The following is an 18,800-nucleotide window of genomic DNA, read 5'->3' on the forward strand; positions in this document are numbered from 1 at the left end:
CTGCGGCGCGGGCTGGGACGGCGCCTGGGGGGCCGCCTGGGGGCCGCTGAGGGTGTGCACGGCGCGCCGCAGCGACTCCTCCAAGTCGCGGGCCGGCGGGGCCACGACGGACAGCATCTGGTTGGCGCTGCGCGCGTGGCGGCTCTGACTCTCCGCGGCCAGCTTGAGCTGGGTGAGGGCCTCGCTGACCAGCCGGCGGGCGTCCTCCAGCTTCTGCCGGGCCTGGTAGTAGGCCACGTCCACCATGTGCTTCTGGAGCGTCAGGCGCTGTTCCTCGGTGATGCCGGAGAGCTTCTCCGCGCGTCGGAGGTAGTAGAGGCCCTGGTCGACCCGGGCCGGCTCGTCCGACGCGATGCGCGGCCGGGCCAGGCTCTCCAGGACGGGGAACAGGGCCTGGTCCAGCTCGTCCCGGTCGGTGAACTTGCGCGTCAGGAGGGCCGAGACGTCCTGGCCTTCAATGGCGACGGGCGCATAGGCGTCCGCCAGCCGCGGGTCCCCGGTCCGGTAGGGGACCGCGCCCATGGGGGCGTTGCGGCCCTTCATCACCACCAGCTGTCCGTCTTGGAGGGCCAGGGTGAAGGTGCGCGCGTTGAGCTGGGAGAGGAGGAAGACGACCACGCCGCCCAGGCCCAGGATGAGAGTGAAGACGAGGAGCCGCGTGAAGGTACGCCGCGCCCGATAGCCGAATCCCTGTTGTGCCGTTCCGTTCATGTCGCCTGCCCTCCTGACGTACGAGCGCGGGGCCCATTTCCAGCCCCGGCGCTTAACTTGGGGCGCGCCTGCCCGGGGGTATACTCCCACTCCCGAACACACCGATGCACCACACATTCCGCCGCTTGGGGCCCAGCGAGCTGCTGCCCCGCTACATTTTCGCGGAGAGCCTCTTCGCCCGTCGACGGGTCCTGGAAGTCGATGCGGTCGCCTCCACCGGGGGCGAGAGCGCACGCTTCCTCGTGGAGAGAGGCGCGCGCGCGGTCGTGTCGTGCGACAGGGATGTAGCGGCGGTCGAGGCCGCGCAAAAGGCGCACGGCGGTCCCGCCTTGCGCTTCCGGGCCAACGTCTACGACGACTTCGAGTCGGGCAGCTTCGATGTGGTGCTGGTCGCGGACCTGGCGCCGTACGTGAAAGCGCCGGAGCTTTTGGCGGAGCTGGCGCGGCTGGTGACGAAGCAGGGCTTCCTCGTGGGCGGCCTGCGCAACGTCGCGGGGCTCGCGTTGCCCCAGTTGCTGGAGGCCGAGGAGGGCGTGCCGCCCACCTATGGTCAATTGCTGGACGCCCTGTCGGTCCACTTCGCCTCTGTGGAGGTGGCCACGCAGTCCCCGGTGCTGGGCTACCAGCTCGCCTTCGAGCGGGGCGAAGGACTCCAGGTGGACGGCACCCTGGTGAATCACAGCGAGGCCGCCTACTTCCTGGTGGTGGCGGGGCAGGACCCGGCGCGCGTGGTGGACCCGACCTGGGTGCAGCTGCCTCCCGAGCCGCTGGCCTTCACGCGGGGCAAGCTCGATGAAGTGGTGGCGCGCGCGAAGTCCTGGGAGGAGCGCAGCGGCCGGTTGAAGGAGTCGCTGACGAAGCTCCGCGCGGAGCTGACGGACCGGGAGGCGGAGGCGGCGTCGCTGCGGCCCTCCTTGGAGACGGCCCGGGATGAGGTGGCCCGGCTCACCGCGCAGTTGGAGCAGGCGCGGGGGAGTCAGGAGGCACAGCGCGAGCGGGACGACCTGTCCGGGAAGCTGCGGCGCCGCGAGCTGGAGCTCCAGGTGGCGCAGGAGCGGCTGGCCGACGCGGACCGGCGGCTGGCGGCGCAGCGGCTGGAGGTGGAGGCCGCGCAGCGTGCCCAGGCGGACGCGGGCGTGCAGGTGTTGGCGGCCCAGGAGTCGCTGCGGCTGGAGCGTGCTCGTCGTGAGGAGACGGCGGCTTCTCTAGAGGAGGCCCGCGAGCGGCTGACGCAGGCGTATACGCAGGTGCGGGACCTCCAGGAGGAGCAGGCCACGCTGCGCATCGAGCGCGAGCGGGACCGGCTGGCGGCCGAGCGCGCCGGGGAGCAGTCCGAGGACCGTCGGCGTGCCGCGGAGGCCGCGCGCGAGCGGGAGCTGCGCATCGCGGAGCAGTACTCGGCGGCCCTGGCGGCCGTGGAGCACCTGAAGGCCGAGGCGGCTCAGGCGGCGGAGACGTCCCGGGACGCGGGCGCCGCCGTCTCCGTGAAGGATGCGGAGCTGGCGCGTACGGCTCGGGAGCTGGTGGACGCGCGGCAGCGGACGGCCTCGGCGGAGGGAGCTCAGAAGGACGCGGAGTCGCGGCTGGAGTCGCTCCAGGCGGAGGTCCGGGGTCTGGAGACGGAGCTGGCCGCCGCTCGCGAGTCGCAGTCCCGCCTGGGTCAGGAGGTGGAGGCCCTGACGAACGCGGAGGCTTCCGCGCGGGCCACGGCGCAGAAGTGGGAGGAGTCGCTTCATCACGCCTCGCAGCGGTTGGAGGCGCTGGAGGCGGAGCGCGCTCGGACCGAGGAGCGCCTGGGGCAGGCGCTGGAGACGGAGCGGGACGCGCTCCAGTCTCGTCTGACGTCGCTGGAGCGCGAGCTGGAGGACGAGCGGGCTCGGGCGACGGCGTTGGAGCAGCAGGTCCTTGATGAGGTCTCCGCGAAGGGCGAGGTCGAGGCCCGGCGGCAGGAGCTGGCGGAGGAGCGCGCGGCCCTGGTCCGGCGCGTGGTGGAGCTGGAGGCCGAGGCTTCCTCGCACGCTCGTACGGGGCGGCAGTCCTCGGAGCGCGCGGAGGAGCTGGAGTCCGCGCTGCGGACCGCCCGTGAGGAGCTGGAGTCCGCGCACCTGGAATGGCAGGCGTCGGAGGAACAGCTCGGGCGCGTTCGCGGGGAACTGGACTCGGAGCGTGAGGCCCGGGCCGCGGTGGAAGAGGCGCTGCGGCTGGCGCGTGGGAAGCTGGAGGGCGCGGCGCTGCGGCTGACGGACGCCGAGGCCACGCTCTCGCGGACCCGTGAGGCGTTGGACGCGGAGGTTGCTCGGCGCACGGCGCTGGAGAACTCCCTGGCGGAGGTCCGGGCCTCGCTGGACTCCGAACAGGAGGGGCGGGCCCTTGCGTTGGAGGCGCTGCGTGCGCAGCTCGAGGCCGAGCAGGCACGGCGCAGTGACGCGGAGGCGACGCTCGCTGAGACTCAGGCTGGACTGGATGAGGCTCGCCAGTCGCTGACCCAGGTTCGGGACGCGCTTGCTTCCGAAGAGGAGCGGCGCGCTCGGTGGGAAGCGGCGCTCGGGGATGCGCAGGCGCTGCTCCAGGTGGAGGGACAAGAGCGCGCGCGGCTGGAGGTGGCGCTCACCGCGGAGGCGGAGCGACGGGCTCAGGCGGAGGACTCGCTTGTAGGCGTTCAGGCTCGCTTGGACGAGGCGCTGGCGCTGCGCGCGCGGACCGAGGCGGAGCTGGTTTCGGCCCAGGAGGCGCTGGTTCGGCACGAGGCTCGGGGCCAGACGGCGCTCGCTTCCGAGCGTGAGGAGCGTGAGCGGCTGGCCGCGGAGCTCACCGCGATGCGGGAGCGTGCCTTCGGCGCGGACGAGGTCGTCACCCGGCTCCAGGCCGAGGCGGCTTCCGAGCGCGAGGCGCGTGCCCAGGCGCAGGAGGCGCTCGCAGCGGAGCGTGAGGCGCTTGCCCAGGCTCGTGCGGACCTGGACGTCGAACGCCAGGGGCGCGGCGATGGCGAGGCCGAGCTGGCTCGCGTGCAGGGGTTGCTTGGGGTGGAGCAGCAGGCTCGCTCGGAGGCGGAGGCCTCGCTGGCTCAGCTCCGTGCGACGCTCGGGGCGGAACAGCAGTCGCTGGCCGATGCCGAAGCTTCCCTGTCCGAGGCGCGTGCTGCGCTGACTGCGGAACAGCAGACGCGCGCCGAGGTCGAGGCCGTGCTGGCGCAGTCTCGCGAGGCGTTCGCGGCGGAGCAACAGGCTCGCGCCGAGGCCGAGGCGGTGCTGGCGCAGTCTCGCGAGGCGGTCGCGGCGGAACAGCAGGCTCGCGCCGAGACCGAGGCCTTGCTGGCGCAGTCTCGCGAGGCGTTCGCGGTGGAACAGCAGGCTCGCGCCGAGACCGAGGCCTTGCTGGCGCAGTCTCGCGAGGCGTTCGTTGCGGAACAGCAGGCTCGCTCGGAGACCGAGTCCGTTCTCGCACAGGCTCGTGCGGCACTCGAGGCGGAGCAGCAGGCTCGTGCCGAGCTTGAGACGGCCCTGTCGCAGTCGCGTGAGTCGCTGACGGCGGAACAGCAGACGCTTATCGAGCTTGAGACCGCCCTGTCGCGGTCTCGTGAAACGCTCACGGCGGAGCAGCAGGCTCGCGCGGCCATCGAGTCCGCCCTGTCCCAGGCCCGTGAGGCCCTTGCCGCGGAGCAGCAGGCGCGCGCTCAGGCTGAGTCTGCACTGACGCAGTCGCGTGCGACGCTCGAAGCGGAGCAGCAGACTCGCGCCGATACCGGTGCCGCGCTTGGACAGACTCGCTCGGCACTGGAGTCTGAGCAGCAGGGCCGCGCCGAGGCCGAAGCTGCGTTGGCGCAGGTCCGCGCGGTGCTCGAAGCGGAGCAACGCACGCGAACCGATGCGGAGTCCGCGCTGCAAACGCTGCGCACGGAGGCGTCCGAGCGCGACCAGGCCCGGCAGGAGCGGCTGGCTGCCGCCGAACGTGTCATGGCCGAGCAGGAGCGAGCGCTCGAAACGCAGCGCCTGGCGGCCGAGGCTCGCGAGCAGGAGCTGCGCGATACCGTGACGCGCCTGGAGTCGGAGCGGGCGTGGGCGGAGGACACCGCGAAGGAACAGCGCTCGGCGTTGGAGTCCCGGCTTGCGGAGGCGCTCGCGGCGCAGGAGTCGGATGCGGCGCGTGCGGTCGCGCTGGCTCAGTCCCTGGCGGACCTTGAGTCGGCCCGAAGCGCGGCGGATGCCCAGCTCGCCGAGCGTGCGGGAACCATCGAGGCGCTGGAGGCGCAGGTCGCCCAGCTGCGTGAGCAGGTCGCGGAGCGTGAGGCGGAGGCGGGCCGTGTCAGTGAGGCCGCCACCGAGGCTCGCGAGGCGCTGACCCGGCAGGAAGCCGCCGCGCAGGAGCGACTCTCCGCGGTCGAGCGTGCGCTGGACGACGCGCTTGCTCGGGCGGAGCGGCAGCAGGGCGAAGTCGAAGCGCTGACCGCGGAGCGAGACCGCGAACGGACGGCCTTGGCCGCGGCGCAGCAGGAACTGGCGCATCTGGGCGCCGCGCGGCAGGAGAGCATGCGTCTGGGGGCACAGCTCCAGCGCGCCATGGCGGCCCTGAACGAGCGGGGCATGCACATCGCTCGGCTCGATGCCGAGTTGGTGGATGCGAAGGACCGGCTCGCGGCGCAGCGGGAGAACGCCGAGTTGCTCATGGTGCAACTCGAGACGGCGCGGCGCTTCGCGGGCAAGGCCACTGCGATGGAGAACTCGCTCGAAGCCGAGCGCGCCGCGCTGGAGACGCTGCGGACCGAGCTGGCCCGCGCGACCGAGGCCGCCGCCACGGAGCAGGCGAGGGCGAACGCGCTGGAGGCCCAGCTCACGGACTCCGCCGATGGGCTGGCGCGGGCCCGTAGCGAGCTGGAGGCCCAGCGCGCCGAACTCGAAGGAAAGCTCTCGGACGCCGTCTCGCGTTCTGATGCTCAGCGCGCCGAACTTGAAGCGCAGCTCGCGGAAGCCGTCGCGCGTTCCAACGCCCAGCGCTCCGAACTCGAGGCGCAGCTCGCGGAAGCTGTCTCTCGTTCCGATGCGCTACGTGTGGAGGCGGCGCAGCAGTTCGCGGAGGCTGCTGCTCGCACCGAGGCCGAACGCACCGCGCTGGAGGCCCGGCTGGCGGAAGTCGCGGTCAACGCGGATGCACAGCGCGGCGCGCTGGAGGCTCAGTTGGCGGACGCCGTGGCCAGCTCCGAGGCGCAGCGTGGCGAACTGGAGTCCCGGCTCGCGGAAGTCGCGGCCTCCGCAGAGGCACAGCGCGCCGAGTCGGAGACCCGGCTGGCGGACCTCAACGCTCGGTTCGAGGCACAGCAAGCGGAGCTGGAATCGCGGCTCGCCGAGGCCTCCGCGAATCTCAACGCGCAACTGGCAGAGGCCAGCGACCGCGCGGCCCGGCTCGCCGACACCGCTGACCGTGCCCAAGCCGACAGGGCCACACTGGAAGCCCACGTCGCCGAGCTCACATCCCAGCTCGATGTGCTCCGCGCCGACTTGACCGCCGCCACGGAGCGGGCGGCCACGCTTCAGTCCGCCCAGGAGCGCCTCGCTCGTGCGGACTCCGACCGCGAGCGCCTCCAGTCCGACCTGTCCGTCGCCCGCGCCGCCCGGGTCCGCCTGGAAGGCCGCGTCACCGCCCTGGAAGCCGCGTCCACCGACGCCGTCCGGATCCTCGACGCCGAGCGCGCCGAGCGCACCCGCCTGTCCCAGGCGCTCGAAGTGGCCACGCAGCAGCTCCAGCAGCACGACGGCAGCGCAGCCGGGCAGCTCGCATTGCTCCAGACCGAGCGCTCCCAGCTCGCTGAACAGCTCCGGGGGCTCGAAACCCAGCTCCAGTCCCAGAAGGCCCGGGTGGACGCGCTGGAGGCGGAGCGGACCGAACTCCTGTCCACCGTGGAGTCCCTCAAGGTGTCCTCCCAGCCCGAAGACGTGCTGGAGATGGCCGCGGAGATGGAGCTCCTCCAATCCCTGGTGGAGGACCTCCAGCAGAAGCTCGCGGACCGCGAGGCCGAGCTGGCCGCGGCGCAGCGGCCGGTGTCCCGCGCGGACAGCTTCGCCCTGTTGGACGCGCCCGAGCCGGCTCGGAATGAGCTGGTCCCCCCAGCCGGGACGGAGCAGGGCGCCAAGGCCCCGGCGCGGCGCCCCCGAGGCGCGGTGCCCGCGCTGGACCTACCGCCCCAGAAAATGCCCCCGAAGCCGGACGAGCGCGAATAGCCGCTCGCGACTAGGATTGCGCCCGTGGAAGCTCGCGAGCGCATCTTCAAGTATCAGGGCCTGGGCAATGACTTCGTCGTGCTGGACCGGCGCGGCTCCGGCGAGGACATCGACGCCGCCACGTCGCGGTGGATGTGCGACCGGCGCCTGGGCATCGGCGGGGACGGGGTGCTGGCGCTGCTGCCCTCCGAGCGTGGCATCGCCCGCATGGTCGTGCACAACGCAGACGGCAGCATCGCGGAGATGTGCGGCAACGGCCTGCGCTGCGCGGTGAAGTTCCTGGTGGATGACTCGGGCCGGACGCCAGGCCACATCGACGTGGAGACCGGGGCGGGCGTGCTCACCTGCTACCCCTCGTATGGCGAGGGCGGCGTGGCGGCCGTGGACATCTCCATGGGCCCCGCCCGGCTGGTGGCCCCCAACCTGCCTTCGGGCGCCACGGGGCAGCCCTTTCTGGATGCCTTGGTGCCGGGCCATCCGCCCCTGCGCGCCTACGCGGTGAGCATGGGCAATCCCCACATGGTCCTCCTGGACCAGCCGCTGGAGGATGCCTCGCGCCTGGGGCCCCTGCTGGAGCACCACCCGTCCTTCCCGGACCGCACCAACGTGGAGTTCGTCCGTGTGGACTCGGACGGCCTCACCGTGGTGGTCTGGGAGCGAGGCTGCGGCCTCACCCAGGCCTGTGGGACGGGCGCCTGCGCGTCCGCCGTGGCCGCTGTGCTGGCCAAACGGCTCCCGGCCGATGCCTGGCTGCGCGTCACCCTGCCAGGGGGAGACCTGAGCATCCGCGTCCCCGCCGACCTGTCCGACATCCGCCTCCGTGGACCGGTGGCCTTCGTCTTCGAGGGCGTTGTCGCGATTCCTTCGGGCCGGTAACCTCCCGCGTTCCTCTCGCCCCCAGGTCAGAACGCGCCGTGGCCGGACCCATCCTCGTCGTCGACGACGACAAGTTCTTCCGTCAGCTCGCCAGCGACTTGCTCACGCATAACGGGCATCGCGTGGTGGCCGTGGAGAACGCAACGCTCGCGCTCGAAGAGGCGGCACGTACGTCGTTCGACCTGGTCATCACCGATGTGGTGATGCCAGGCGTGGACGGCTTCGCTCTCACCGCGCGCCTGCGCGAGCGGGACCCCGACCAGGAGGTCATCCTCGTCAGCCAGCGCACCGACATCCGGGGCTCGGAGGTGGCGCTGCGCTCGGGCGCGGCGGACTGTCTCTCCAAGCCGGTGAACGCCAACGACATGCTGCTCGCCGTGGACCGGGCGCTGGAGCGCGCGTCCCTGCGCCGCGAGCGGACGCAGCTTCGTGACGAGAACCTGGAGTTCGCCCGCTTCCACAACCTGCACCAGCGCTGCCTGGAACTCCTGTCCCATCCCGACCTGGAGTGGCTCCAGGAGCGGCTCACCTCGGAGCTGGCGGCCATCTGCGACGCGCAGAGCGCCGCGCTGTGGGTGGTGGACGACCGGGGAGACCTGGTGCTGCGGGCCTACCGCGGGCTGCTGGACCGGCAGTTCCTCGCGGAGAAGATGAGCCCGGAAGGGCCACTGTCCGGACGCCTGCGAGAGGCCCAGCCGTGGCTGGCTCGCGACGAGCGCTCGTCGGTGATGTACGTGCCCCTGGTGGCGTCGGGGGAGGTCGTCGGGTTGGCGCAGCTCTCCGACCCGCTGTCGGGGGACTTCCGGCCCGAGCATTCGCGCGATGCTCGCGTGCTGGGTGACTTCGCGGCGGTGGGCCTGAAGAACGGCCGGAAGATGCTCGCGCTCCAGCGCCTGGGCCTGAGAGACCGCGAGACGGCGGCGTACAACCTCAGCTACTTCACCGACTACGCGTCCAAGGAAATCTACAAGGCCCGGCGCTACGGGCGGACGTTCTCCCTGCTGACCTTCTCTATCGACAACCTGCCGCTGGTGCGAGTGCGCCAGGGCGCGGCGGACGCGAAGAAGGCGGTGCGCGGCATCATCAAGGCGCTCAGCAAGATCATCCGCGACTCGGACGTCATCGCGAAGGCGAGCGACCAGGAGTTCTACCTCCTGCTCCCGGAGACGGACTTCTTCGGGGCGCTGATGTTCGTGCGCCGCGCCGTGGCCGCCGTGCGTGAGGAGCCCGAGGCCATGGAGGTGGACCAGCGCCTCCCACTGGCGATGGTGGGCGGGGCCAGCACCTTCCCCAAGGACGGCGAGGACTTCGACGAGCTGGTGCACCGCTGCCGCCGCCGCATGGACGAGCGGCGCGCGTCGTTGCAGCGCCGGCTGATGCTGGACGGGCTGCCCTTCTGGGACGAGGTGGACCTGCTGCTGGGCACGCCGAACAGTCCCCGGCTGCCGGTGGACGAGCGCTCCGAGCCGAGCCGCCGGGGCAAGGTGTCCGACGTCCTCTTCGACGAGCTCCAGGCGGAGATTGCCCGGGAGATGATGCGGGACCCAGGCTCGCGCGGCCTGCTGTACGTGGGCGGGCCGGAGATTCGCACGGACCTGAACATCGCCGCCGGGCTGGAGTCCGCGCCTCCCGATCTGGCGTCGCGCATCTACCTGCTGGGCCGCCGCGTCGACCTGGAGTCACACCCCGCGCTGACGCCCGTGTTCCTGGAAGGCGACGACCGCATCGCGCGGCACGAGTTCATCCTCTGGCTCTCCGAGAACGCGGCCTACGCGCTCATCCAGCGGCGGGGCCACGGAGCGACGTGGGGGTTCCACACCTCGGACACCGCGGTGGTGGACGGGCTCATCTCCAAGCTGCAGGCCGAATACGACCTGCAGCCCTACTGACACGAAGCGGAGCGCCACCGTGGCCCCGGTCCGGAAAATCCTCATCGCCGACCCTGACCTCGAGTCCGTGCGCTCGCTGTCGCGGGCGCTGCGCACCAAGGGCTATCAGGTGCACTACGCGCCGGATGGCTCGCGGGCCCTGGAGGTGGCCGTGCTGCGCCACCCGGACCTCACGCTGTTCGACGAGGCCTGCCGGCTGCTGGACGCGCGCACCTTCATCCAGATTCTGCGCACCAACCCGCGCACCGAGGACATCCCGGTGGTGCTCACCACCGCGAGCTTCGAGTCGGACCGGCTCCGCGGCCTGCGGGACGGCTACCTGCGCAAGCCCTTCAACCTGGACGAGGTGCTCAGCCGCATCGAGCACATCTTCCGGCGCAGCGAGGCGGCCAAGGACCTCAAGAGCGAGCAGCAGGAAATCGAAGGCTCGCTCAGCCAGCTCAGCATCCCGGACCTGATGCAGTTGTTGGGCATGAACCGGCGCAGCGGCCGGCTGACGCTGGAGCGCGGCAACGACCGGGGTGAGATTTCCGTCGTCGAAGGCCGCCCGGTGAACGCGAAGCTGGGGCGCGTGGAAGGGGAGAAGGCCCTGTTCCGCCTGCTGGCGTGGGTGGACGGGACGTTCACCTTCTCGCCCGGAGGCAACACGGCACGGCCGCGCATCAACCGCGGCATGGATGACGCGCTGCTGGAGGGCATGCGCCAGTCGGACGAGGTGAACCGGCTGATGCCAGGCCTGCCGCCGCGCCACACGCGGCTGATGCTCGCGCCGGACGCGGACCTGCAAGGAGACCAGCATCCGGTGACGCAGCAGGTGGTGGACCTGCTTCGCCAGCCACGCGCCCTGGGCGAGGTGCTGGACCTGGCGCCGGCCACCGACCTGGAGGTGCTCAACGTCCTCACCACGCTCATGCAGCGAGGCGTGGCGAGGGCCGCGGACGGGGACGGCGTGGAGGCTGCGTCCGGTGAGCTGCTGGGCGCGGCGGAGGTACACGCGCTGCGCGGCCGGATTCTCCGCACGCGAGCGCCCGCGAAGGTGGCCACCGCGAAAATCTTCGTGTGCGGCAGTGGCGCGAGCGCGGCCCGGCGGGTCCTCTCCCGCATGCCCGGTATGGAAGCGCTGTCGGCCGAGCCCACCGCGGTGAAGAGCGGTTTCGGCACCCTGGGGCGCCTGGTGCTCAGCGAGGTGCTGCGCCTGGACTTCTGCGTGCTGCCTCCCGCGGAGGCGGCGCGGCCGCTGTGGCGTCCCTTCACGGCGGGCGCCATGGGCGCGCTGCTGATGGATGTGGCCGAGCCCTCCGTGCGGCTCGCGCACTACCTGGCCTGGGAGGTCCGGATGCCGGTGGTGGTGGTGGGCGCGGAGGTCCCGCCGGCGTTGCAGGGGGCTCCCGCGGGGGCCCTGGGCTCGGGGGATGACCTGGCGGACGCGCTGCGCTCGTTGCTGGTCCAGGCGCTCAACCCGGCGCCCACGCTGCCCGGCGTGCCCCAGGTGCAGCGGGCCGCCGCGTCCATCGTGTAGGCAGGGCGCTTCACAGCCGCGCGAGAATCTCCGCCTTCTTCTGCGCATATTCGTCCTGTGTGATGAGCTCGTTGTCGAGCATCGACTGGAGGTCCTTCAGGGCCTTCACCGGGTCCGCAGGGGCCACGGTTCTGGCCTCGGTGAAGCCAGTGGCCGCCGCGACGAGGGCCTGGATGCTCTGGGGGCGCTGCTGATTGACGGGCCCCAGGACGACGAACCGCTGCGGGTCGTTCGGATCGATCTTCACCTTGAGGCGCACGCCGGGCTCCAGGATGAAGGCCTTCCAATCATGCGCCCGGCTGCGGTGCTGCCGCCTGTAGGTGGGGAGGCCCGGCACCTCGAACTCCAGCAGGAAGTCGTAGACGTAACTCTTGTTGATCCGCATCGACGTGCGCTCCATCCGGAGGATGGTGGCCTCGCCGGCGGTCCCGTGCTCGCGAAGGCGCTGCGTCTGCACGTGCGAATAGACGAAGAACCTCGCAGCGCCGAAGCCGACGAGCGCGAAGAGCAGGAAGGGCAACATCGTCAGGACCGCGGTCAGCACCCAGCACCTCGATGCGCGTTCTCAGATACGCGCGAGAATCTGCGCCTTCTTCGCCTCGAACTCTTCCGGGGTGGCGCCCCGACGCTCTGGTGCGGACCCAGCCGCTTCCTCACTCGCGCCTGATACGACGCGCGTCCCCTCTGACGGACCTCCAGGAGCAGCTCGAAGACGGGACGGCGGTTGACGCGCAAGGCCGTGTCGCGCAACTCGAGCACCGTGGCCTCGGCGTCCTCGCCGTGCTTGAGCACCTGCCGCTCCACCGCCGCGTCGCGGGCGAAGCTCCCGACGACCCATGCGGCGTAGGCGAGGATGCCGCCGAAGAGGAGGAAGACGAAGAACTCGGTGGGCGTGGCGGGGAGCAATGCGTCCATCTGGCGGAAACCCTACCATTCTCCCGTGACGCGCTGGCCGGGGCCGTCTTCCCAGCAGCCAGCGCATGGCCTCCGGCAGCCGCCGTTGCAAGTCCCGCTCGTGGTCAGCGTAGCCGCCCCGTCCAGGGCCCCTTGCGGGCGCGGTACGTGCGTTCGATGTATGGCTTCAGTGTTTCAATGACGAAGCCCACGAAGGGCTCGGCCCGGGCCGCCACGTTGCTTCGGGGCTCGTCCCACGGAGGTTGGTGCACCAAGTATCGAAGCGCGCGGACTCGGGATGGGCGAACACGTTCTGCAAGTCCTGCATGGAAAGGACCTGTCAGGTGAGGCGTCATACGCATCGGGTGTGAAGATGCGGACAGTGCGTGTGCGCCCCCTCATGCGGGGAAGCGAAGTCTCGGAGGCTGTGGACGTATCCCATGGGGTCGGAGGTTGGCGGCCGCGGAGGAGGACAGGTCGCGGCCCGGCACCAGCCACTTCACCCAACTCACGGGATTCTCACGTCGTTTCCTCGGTGGATGAACCCAGCGCTCGGGCTTCTGGAGGTGTAGGCTCAACGGGTATCCCAGGACTCACACGAATACCCATGCAGCAGAAACTCGCCGCAGACATGTCGACCACCGCGGGCCGCGCACAGGCCGGGCAGAGCCCGGTGGCGCTCTCCGTGCCCGCCTTGACGATTGTGTCCCATCCCCAGCCGCAGCGCATTGGCGAGCGGCTGTTGCTGGAGGTGCTTGCGTCCCAGGGGCGCACGGCGGCCCTGTCACGCAACGCGCCGGACTTCTCCCGGCCCGGGGGGCTCATGGCCCTCCCGTTGGGAGACCCATTCCTCAGCCGCAAGCCGGTGGAGTTCGAGCCCGGCCCACGAGGCGGCCTCCGGATGTTGGTGCCGGAGGACGGCACCCAGGTGCGCGTGGCGAACGAGCCCGTCGTGGGCGGCCGGGAGTTCTCTCGCGAGGAGCTGTCCGCTGGAGTGCCGCTGGTGCTGGCCGATCGCGTGGTGCTGTTGCTCCACCTGGCCTCGTCCTTCCGTCAGCCGGGCGTGCTGGACCTGGGCATCGTCGGCCACGGCGAGGGCATCCACCGCGTGCGCGAGGACATCATCCGGGTGGCCGACCTCGCCGTGCCGGTGCTCATCCGAGGCGAGACAGGCACGGGCAAGGAGCTGGTGGCGCGCGCCATCCACGCCAGTGGTCCCCGCCGCGCCGGTCCCTTCGTCAGCGTCAACCTGGGAGCGCTCGCCAAGGAGCTGGTCGCCGCGGAGCTCTTCGGCGCGCAGCGCGGGGCCTATACGGGCGCCAGCCGGGACCGGGAAGGCTTCTTCCGCGCGGCCGAGGGCGGGACGCTCTTCCTCGATGAGGTTGGCGAGGCGCCGCCCGAGGTGCAGGCCGCGCTGCTTCGCGTGCTGGAGACGGGCGAAATCTATCCAGTGGGCGGCCATACGCCGGTGCCTGTCGACGTCCGGCTGGTCTCCGCCACGGACGCGCATCTGGAGGCCCGCATCCAGGATCGCACCTTCAAGGCCCCGCTGCTGCACCGGCTGGCCGGCTTTGAAATCCTGGTGCCTCCGCTGCGCGAGCGCCGCGAGGACGTGGGCCTGCTCTTCCTCCACTTCGCTCGCCAGGAACTGGAGGCCATGGGGGAGGGCGGTCAACTGACGTCCTCGGACCCGCGTGCCGAGCCCTGGCTGCCCGCGGCCCTGGCCGTCCAGTTGGTGCGCCACGCGTGGTCCGGCAACATCCGCCAGTTGCGCAACGTCACCCGTCAGCTCGTCATTGGCAGCCGGGGCATGCCGGGGCTGCGCGCCGATGCACGGCTGGAGCAGGTGCTGGACGCGGACGCGCAGCCGGTCCCCGGGCGTCCGTTGACCGCGCGCACGGGTGAGGAGGGGGGCGACGGAGCGAAGGCACCGCGACGCAAGCCCGCGGACGTGGGCGAGCAGGAGTTGCTGGAGGCCCTTCGCGCCTGCTCCTGGGACCTCAAGGCCACCGCGGACTGGCTGGGCATTCCCCGGCCGTCCGTCTACGTCCTCATCGACAAGAGCTCGCTCCTGCGCACCGCGCGCGACTTGAGCCCCGAGGAAATCACGCGCTGCTTCCATGAGTGCGAGGGCGACCTCGACCAGATGGTGCAGCGGCTGGAGGTCTCCAAGCGCGCGCTCCAGCGGCGGGTCCGGGAGCTGGGCCTCAGTGGTGGGTAGTGTTGGCTGACGCGTCAACCCGGACCTGATGGGTTCGGTTGACGCGTCCATTTGCCTTTTCGGGGTGGCTCGGGTGTCGATTGTCGAGGGGCCGCGCGCCATGCCTGGCTGGTACGGTGCCTGCAACTCACAGCCCGCAGCAATCCTTCTCATTGCCCCATTGGGGGTACGGGAGCCGCGCCCATGACCGTTGTCACCGTCACCATCAAGAAGTCGGGGGATCTGGTCTACGAGCCCAGCAATCAGGTCGGGCGCGGGTACACAGTCCGTTTCGTGCTCGACCCGGTCAACGGTCCTGCTTGGGCAACGGTGAATCCGCCCACGTGCCTGGTTGACACGAATCCCTTCACCCTGGACCAGACCTCCGCGGCGCCCCCCATCTACGAGGACCCGGTCTCTGAATCGGCCGCGTACAAGCCGTATCTGTTCACGGTGACAGTCCCTCCTTTGCCGGAGAAGCCTCACCTCGGAGGCGAGGCGGAGACGAAGAACGGCAACCTGGACGTGACGACGGATCCGCCGAAGCTCTGAGCCGCCCTGACGTGTCAGGCCAGACCTCATGGGTGGGCTGACGCGTCCAGATGCCGATGAGGCCATGCTCCGCTGGTGAGTCTTCGAGGGCGCTGTGAACCAGACCTGTCTGGTATGGTGTGTGCAAATCACAGCAGTCGGCAGTTCATCACACGCCCCAGCGGGGCACAGGAGCCACGGCCCATGGCCATCGTCACTGTTCTCATCAACAAGTCCGGGAACCTGAGCTACATCCCCAACAACAAGGTTCGGCACGGCGACACGGTCCGTTTCGCCATTGAAATGATTGGCGGCGCATCGGACGTGACGGTGAATCCCCCCGCGTGCCTGGATTCGACGGCGTCGTTCAGCTTGAACAACACCTCTCTGTCCGCCGCCCAGCGCGATGACCCCGTTTCCGACGGGGCCGCGGTCGGCTCGTATCCATTCACAGTGGAAGTCCCCAGCGCGCCCGCGGCGTCGGGCCTGGGAAGCGAGCTGGAGACGAAGAACGGCAACCTGGACGTGACGACGGACCCGCCCAAGGAGTGCTGAGCCACGTCAGGGCGTAGGAGGGCCGGCCAGCGGCTCGCGAGCTGCGCCGAGCCGGCCACTCCATTCGGGTTCCAGGTGAGGGTTGCGGGCCAGTGCTTGCCGCAACGCCTCCTGGCCCTCGATGCGCCAGGCCTGCCGTTGCTCGGAGGAGGCGCGTGTCTCCGCCAGGGCGAGCAGCCCGCCGCCACGAAGCGCCTGGGCCCGCGCCCACCTGGGCCGGTCCGCCAGGACTTCCGCCACGAGCGCGAGCCCCTGGTTCAGCAGCGGCGCGGCGTCCTCGTTCCGCTGTTGACGCCACGCGGCCCAGTCGAGCTGGAATCGCGCGGTGGTCAGCCGGTAGTCATGCCGGCGCGGCTCCAGGGACAGGGCTTGCTGGAAGGCCTGTGACGCGAGCTCGAAGTCCGATTCTTGAGCGGCGCCCCGGTGCGCCAGCCAGCGGGCCTTGAGGGCGCGGGCCTCGCCTGTGTTGCGCCACGTGTGGCCCTGGCGGGGATTCAGCGTGGTGGCCCGCGCCAGGGACTCCTCGGCCTTCGCCAGCTCCGCCCGTGGGTCGCCGCCGGTCTCCAGGCTCCACGTCGCCAGCAGTGTCTGCACGCGGCCAAGGTTGGCCCAGAGGTCGGCGTCCTGGGGCTGGAGCGAGAGCGCCTGACGGTAGGCTTCCACGGCGGCGCGGCCACTCGGTCCTGGATTCTCCCTGCGCGCGGCCTGGAAGGTGGCGTTCAGGGTCCACACCTCGCCCAGGTTGTTGTGGGCGTACACCTGTCTGGGCGCCAGCGTCCGGGCTTCCTCGAAGGCCGCCTGCGCCTGCTGGAGCAGGGGCTCGGGGGCGCCGCCTTCCTCCCAGCGTTGCTCGGCCTGCCACAGCAGCGCCGCGCCCAGCCCGTTGTGGAGCGGGGGGAGCTTCGCGTTGATGCCCAGTCCCTGCCGGAACAGGGCCAGCGCCTGCTCCAGGTCCGCCTCGAAGGGCTCGCCGTGGCTCCAGCGCCAGCGCGCCAATTGCTCGGAGATTTCCGCGCCGCGGAAGCTGGCCACGACGTTGCCGGGATTGAGCGCCAGCGCCTTCGCCAGTGCGTCACGAGCCCGCGTCAAATCTCCCGCGGCGTCGGTGGCGCGTGGATTCGAAGCGCGGCGGCGCAGGGCGTTGCCCAGGTTGATCCACGCGTCGGCCTGGTTCTCCCGCACGCGGATGGCCTCCAGGTACGCGTCAATCGCCTTGCCCTGGTGCTCCAGCGGGTCCACGCCGCGCTCGGCTTCCGCGTCCGCCCACACCTGATAGGTCAGGCCCAGGTTGGCGTGGAAGGCATAGTCGCGCTCCTCGGGGCGCAGGCGCTCGAAGGCCTCGATGGACAGACGGAGCTGCTCGCTCGGGTCCTGCCCGCGCTCCTGGCGGTAGCGGGCCCACAGCCGGTGGGTGATGGCGAGCTCCAGCGCGACACGGTCGCTGGGCGGCGCCAGGGCCAGGGCCTCGCGCGCGGCGCGGATGGACTTCTCCAGCAGCGGCTCGGCGTCCTCGCGTCCCTGGCTGGTGCGCTGCTCCGCGAGCCGGCGGTGCAGGCGGGAGAGGACGACCAGCGAGCGGTGGTGGTCCGGCGCGGCGGTGAGCGCGCGGGTCGCCGCTTCGACGCCGCGCTCATAGTGGGGCAGCACGTTGCCTTCGCCGTACAGCTCCATCACCAGCGCGGCCAGCTCCAGGCGCGCCAGGACGTAGTGGCCCATGGGCTGGCTCTCCGCGGTGGCGACGGCGGCGGCATAGGCGCGGCGGCCCGCGTCCAGGTCCTCCTGTGAGCCGGCCTTGTCGCCCTGGTGCCAGCGCTGCGTGGCCCGCGCCAGCAGCACGTCGCCTTGCAACAGGGGCGCTTCGTAGAACCAGGGCTGCGCGCGGCCCATGGCTTCCAGGTGGGTCAGGGCCTCTTCGTGGCGGCCCTCGTAGAAGGCGAACAGCGCCTTCACATACAGCGGTGGGACGGGGACGTCGGGGCCTTCGGCCTGGCGCAGGTAGGCCAGCGCCGGGTCCCGGTAGTTCTGCTCCAACTCCTTGCGGCGGACCTCGCGCTGCTCCGGGCTGCGGCGCTCCACGTCCAGCAGCAGCCGCTCCTGGTAGAGGTCTCCCAGCACCTGAGCCAACGCCCAGGCCACCCGGGGCTCGCGGTAGCCCTGGGCCCACGCGGCCTCCAGGCGCTTGCGCGCGGCGTCCCGCTCATCCAATACGAGCAACGCGCGGCCCAGGGCGTACTGGCCGGGGCCCAACGCGTGGGGGCCCGCCTCGCGCACCTCGGCCTCCAGCGCGTCCATGCTGGCGCGCAGCTCGCGCCGGTCTTCACGGGTGTCGTGCAGGCGGGACAGGGCGGAGTAGCGCGCGGAGGCCTCGATGCGCTCCACCCGTTCGGTGAAGCGGCGCGTGAGGCGTTCGCGCTCGGCCACCTCGCCGCGGGCGATGCCCGCCTGGATGAGCGCCAGCAACACCACCGTCAGGGCCGCGGAGCCCAGCGTCAGCGCCACCCGGTGCTTGCGGGCCTTGCGGCGCAGGCGGTAGCCCAGTCCCTGTCGCGCGAGGACGGGCTCTCCTTCGAGGAACCGCTCCAGGTCCTCCGCCAGCGCCCGCGCCGAGTCGTAGCGGGCGGGCCGCTGCTTCTCCAGGCACTTGAGGACGATGGCTTCCAGGTCCGACGGAATGTCGGCATCGAGTGCGCGCGGCGGCGCCGGCTCGTCGTGCTGGAGCCGGGTGATGACCTCCGCCTCGGTGGCGCCGGTGAAGGGCGGCCGGCCGGTGAGGAGCGAATAGAGCGTGGCGCCCAGCGCGTAGATGTCCGCGCGCCGGTCCAGGCGGGACACCTCGCCGCGCGCCTGCTCCGGGGCCATGTAGTGCGGGGTGCCCTGCACGGCGTTGGGCGCGGCGCCTTCCTCGCGCCAGTCGCGCGCCAGACCGAAGTCCATGACGAAGGGGGCCAGCCCGCCGTCCTCGGTGCGCTCCACCAGGATGTTGCCGGGCTTGATGTCGCGGTGGATGAGGCCCGCGCCATGGGCGGCGTGTACGCCCTCGGCGGCCTGGCGCAGCACCAGCACCTTCTGCTCCAGCGTGAGCGAGCGCGCCAGCTGTCCCAGCGGCTGGCCGTCCACGAAGCGCATGGCGATGTAGCCCCGGCCGCGCACCTCGCCGACCTCGTACACCTCGCACACCCGCTCGTGTCGGACGCGGGCCTGCGCGCGGGCCTCGGAGAGGAAGCGCCGGGCCAGCTCCGGGTCGTCCCCGCGCACGAACTTCAGCGCCACGTTGCGGCGGAGCATGGGGTCATACGCCAGGAACACCCGGCCCATGCCACCCTGGCCCAGGAAGCGCACGGGCTGGTAGCGGTCCCAGTCCGGCACCGGGAAGGTGGGGCCGTCCGGCTCTACGGCGGGGGGCGGGGACACGC

Annotated in this window: 12 protein-coding genes; 7 read left to right on the plus strand and 5 right to left on the minus strand. The window is 71.4% G+C overall.

Going from position 1 to position 18,800, the window contains the following annotated elements:
- On the minus strand, positions 1–711 hold a 711-nt coding region (locus tag FL344_RS35000), incomplete at its 3' end, for an IF-2 protein (protein WP_228565594.1).
- Positions 712–815: 104 nt separating this feature from the next.
- Between FL344_RS35000 and FL344_RS35005 the strand changes: the two genes are divergently transcribed.
- The 4 genes from FL344_RS35005 to FL344_RS35020 are packed head-to-tail and all read left to right on the plus strand — an operon-like array spanning position 816 to position 11,207.
- A complete protein-coding gene (locus FL344_RS35005; RefSeq protein ID WP_141621589.1) occupies positions 816–6,923 on the plus strand; it encodes a methyltransferase domain-containing protein in 6,108 nt (2,035 codons plus the stop codon).
- 24 nt (positions 6,924–6,947) lie between these two features.
- Positions 6,948–7,799, plus strand: coding sequence for a diaminopimelate epimerase (dapF, locus tag FL344_RS35010; protein ID WP_141621590.1), 852 nt, complete (start codon positions 6,948–6,950; stop codon positions 7,797–7,799).
- Positions 7,800–7,837: 38 nt separating this feature from the next.
- Complete coding sequence (locus FL344_RS35015) at positions 7,838–9,688, plus strand: response regulator (protein ID WP_141621591.1); 1,851 nt, start codon at positions 7,838–7,840, stop codon at positions 9,686–9,688.
- Positions 9,689–9,707: 19 nt separating this feature from the next.
- Positions 9,708–11,207, plus strand: a complete 1,500-nt coding sequence (locus tag FL344_RS35020) for a DUF4388 domain-containing protein (RefSeq protein WP_141594212.1) — start codon at positions 9,708–9,710, stop codon at positions 11,205–11,207.
- 10 nt (positions 11,208–11,217) lie between these two features.
- Here FL344_RS35020 and FL344_RS35025 read toward each other — a convergent pair whose 3' ends face one another.
- The 3 genes from FL344_RS35025 to FL344_RS40155 form a co-directional block, all read right to left on the minus strand.
- The gene (locus FL344_RS35025; RefSeq protein WP_141621592.1) at positions 11,218–11,751 is read right to left on the minus strand and encodes a DUF3592 domain-containing protein; all 534 of its coding nucleotides are present in this window, start codon (positions 11,749–11,751) and stop codon (positions 11,218–11,220) included.
- Positions 11,745–12,122: a hypothetical protein gene (locus tag FL344_RS35030; protein WP_228565595.1), complete on the minus strand. Its 378-nt coding sequence runs from the start codon at positions 12,120–12,122 to the stop codon at positions 11,745–11,747. The genes FL344_RS35025 and FL344_RS35030 overlap by 7 nt, the downstream gene beginning before the upstream one ends.
- A 104-nt stretch (positions 12,123–12,226) precedes the next feature.
- Positions 12,227–12,376, minus strand: coding sequence for a hypothetical protein (locus tag FL344_RS40155; RefSeq protein WP_194863368.1), 150 nt, complete (start codon positions 12,374–12,376; stop codon positions 12,227–12,229).
- 332 nt (positions 12,377–12,708) lie between these two features.
- On the opposite strand from FL344_RS40155, the gene FL344_RS35035 reads away from it, so the two are divergent.
- The 3 genes from FL344_RS35035 (at position 12,709) to FL344_RS35045 (ending at position 15,387) form a co-directional block, all read left to right on the plus strand.
- Positions 12,709–14,322 (plus strand): sigma 54-interacting transcriptional regulator, encoded by a 1,614-nt coding sequence (locus FL344_RS35035; protein WP_141594214.1) that lies wholly within the window; start codon positions 12,709–12,711, stop codon positions 14,320–14,322.
- Between the two features lie 183 nt (positions 14,323–14,505).
- The gene (locus tag FL344_RS35040) at positions 14,506–14,853 is read left to right on the plus strand and encodes a hypothetical protein (RefSeq protein WP_141594215.1); all 348 of its coding nucleotides are present in this window, start codon (positions 14,506–14,508) and stop codon (positions 14,851–14,853) included.
- A 183-nt stretch (positions 14,854–15,036) separates the two neighbouring features.
- A complete protein-coding gene (locus FL344_RS35045; RefSeq protein WP_228558578.1) occupies positions 15,037–15,387 on the plus strand; it encodes a hypothetical protein in 351 nt (116 codons plus the stop codon).
- A 6-nt stretch (positions 15,388–15,393) separates the two neighbouring features.
- On the opposite strand, the gene FL344_RS35050 is transcribed toward FL344_RS35045, so the two are convergent.
- The coding region (locus tag FL344_RS35050) for a serine/threonine-protein kinase (protein WP_141621593.1) at positions 15,394–18,800 on the minus strand (3,407 nt) is incomplete at its 5' end.

The organism is Myxococcus sp. AB036A (assembly GCF_006547355.1).
Classification (GTDB): Bacteria; Myxococcota; Myxococcia; order Myxococcales; family Myxococcaceae; genus Myxococcus; species Myxococcus virescens.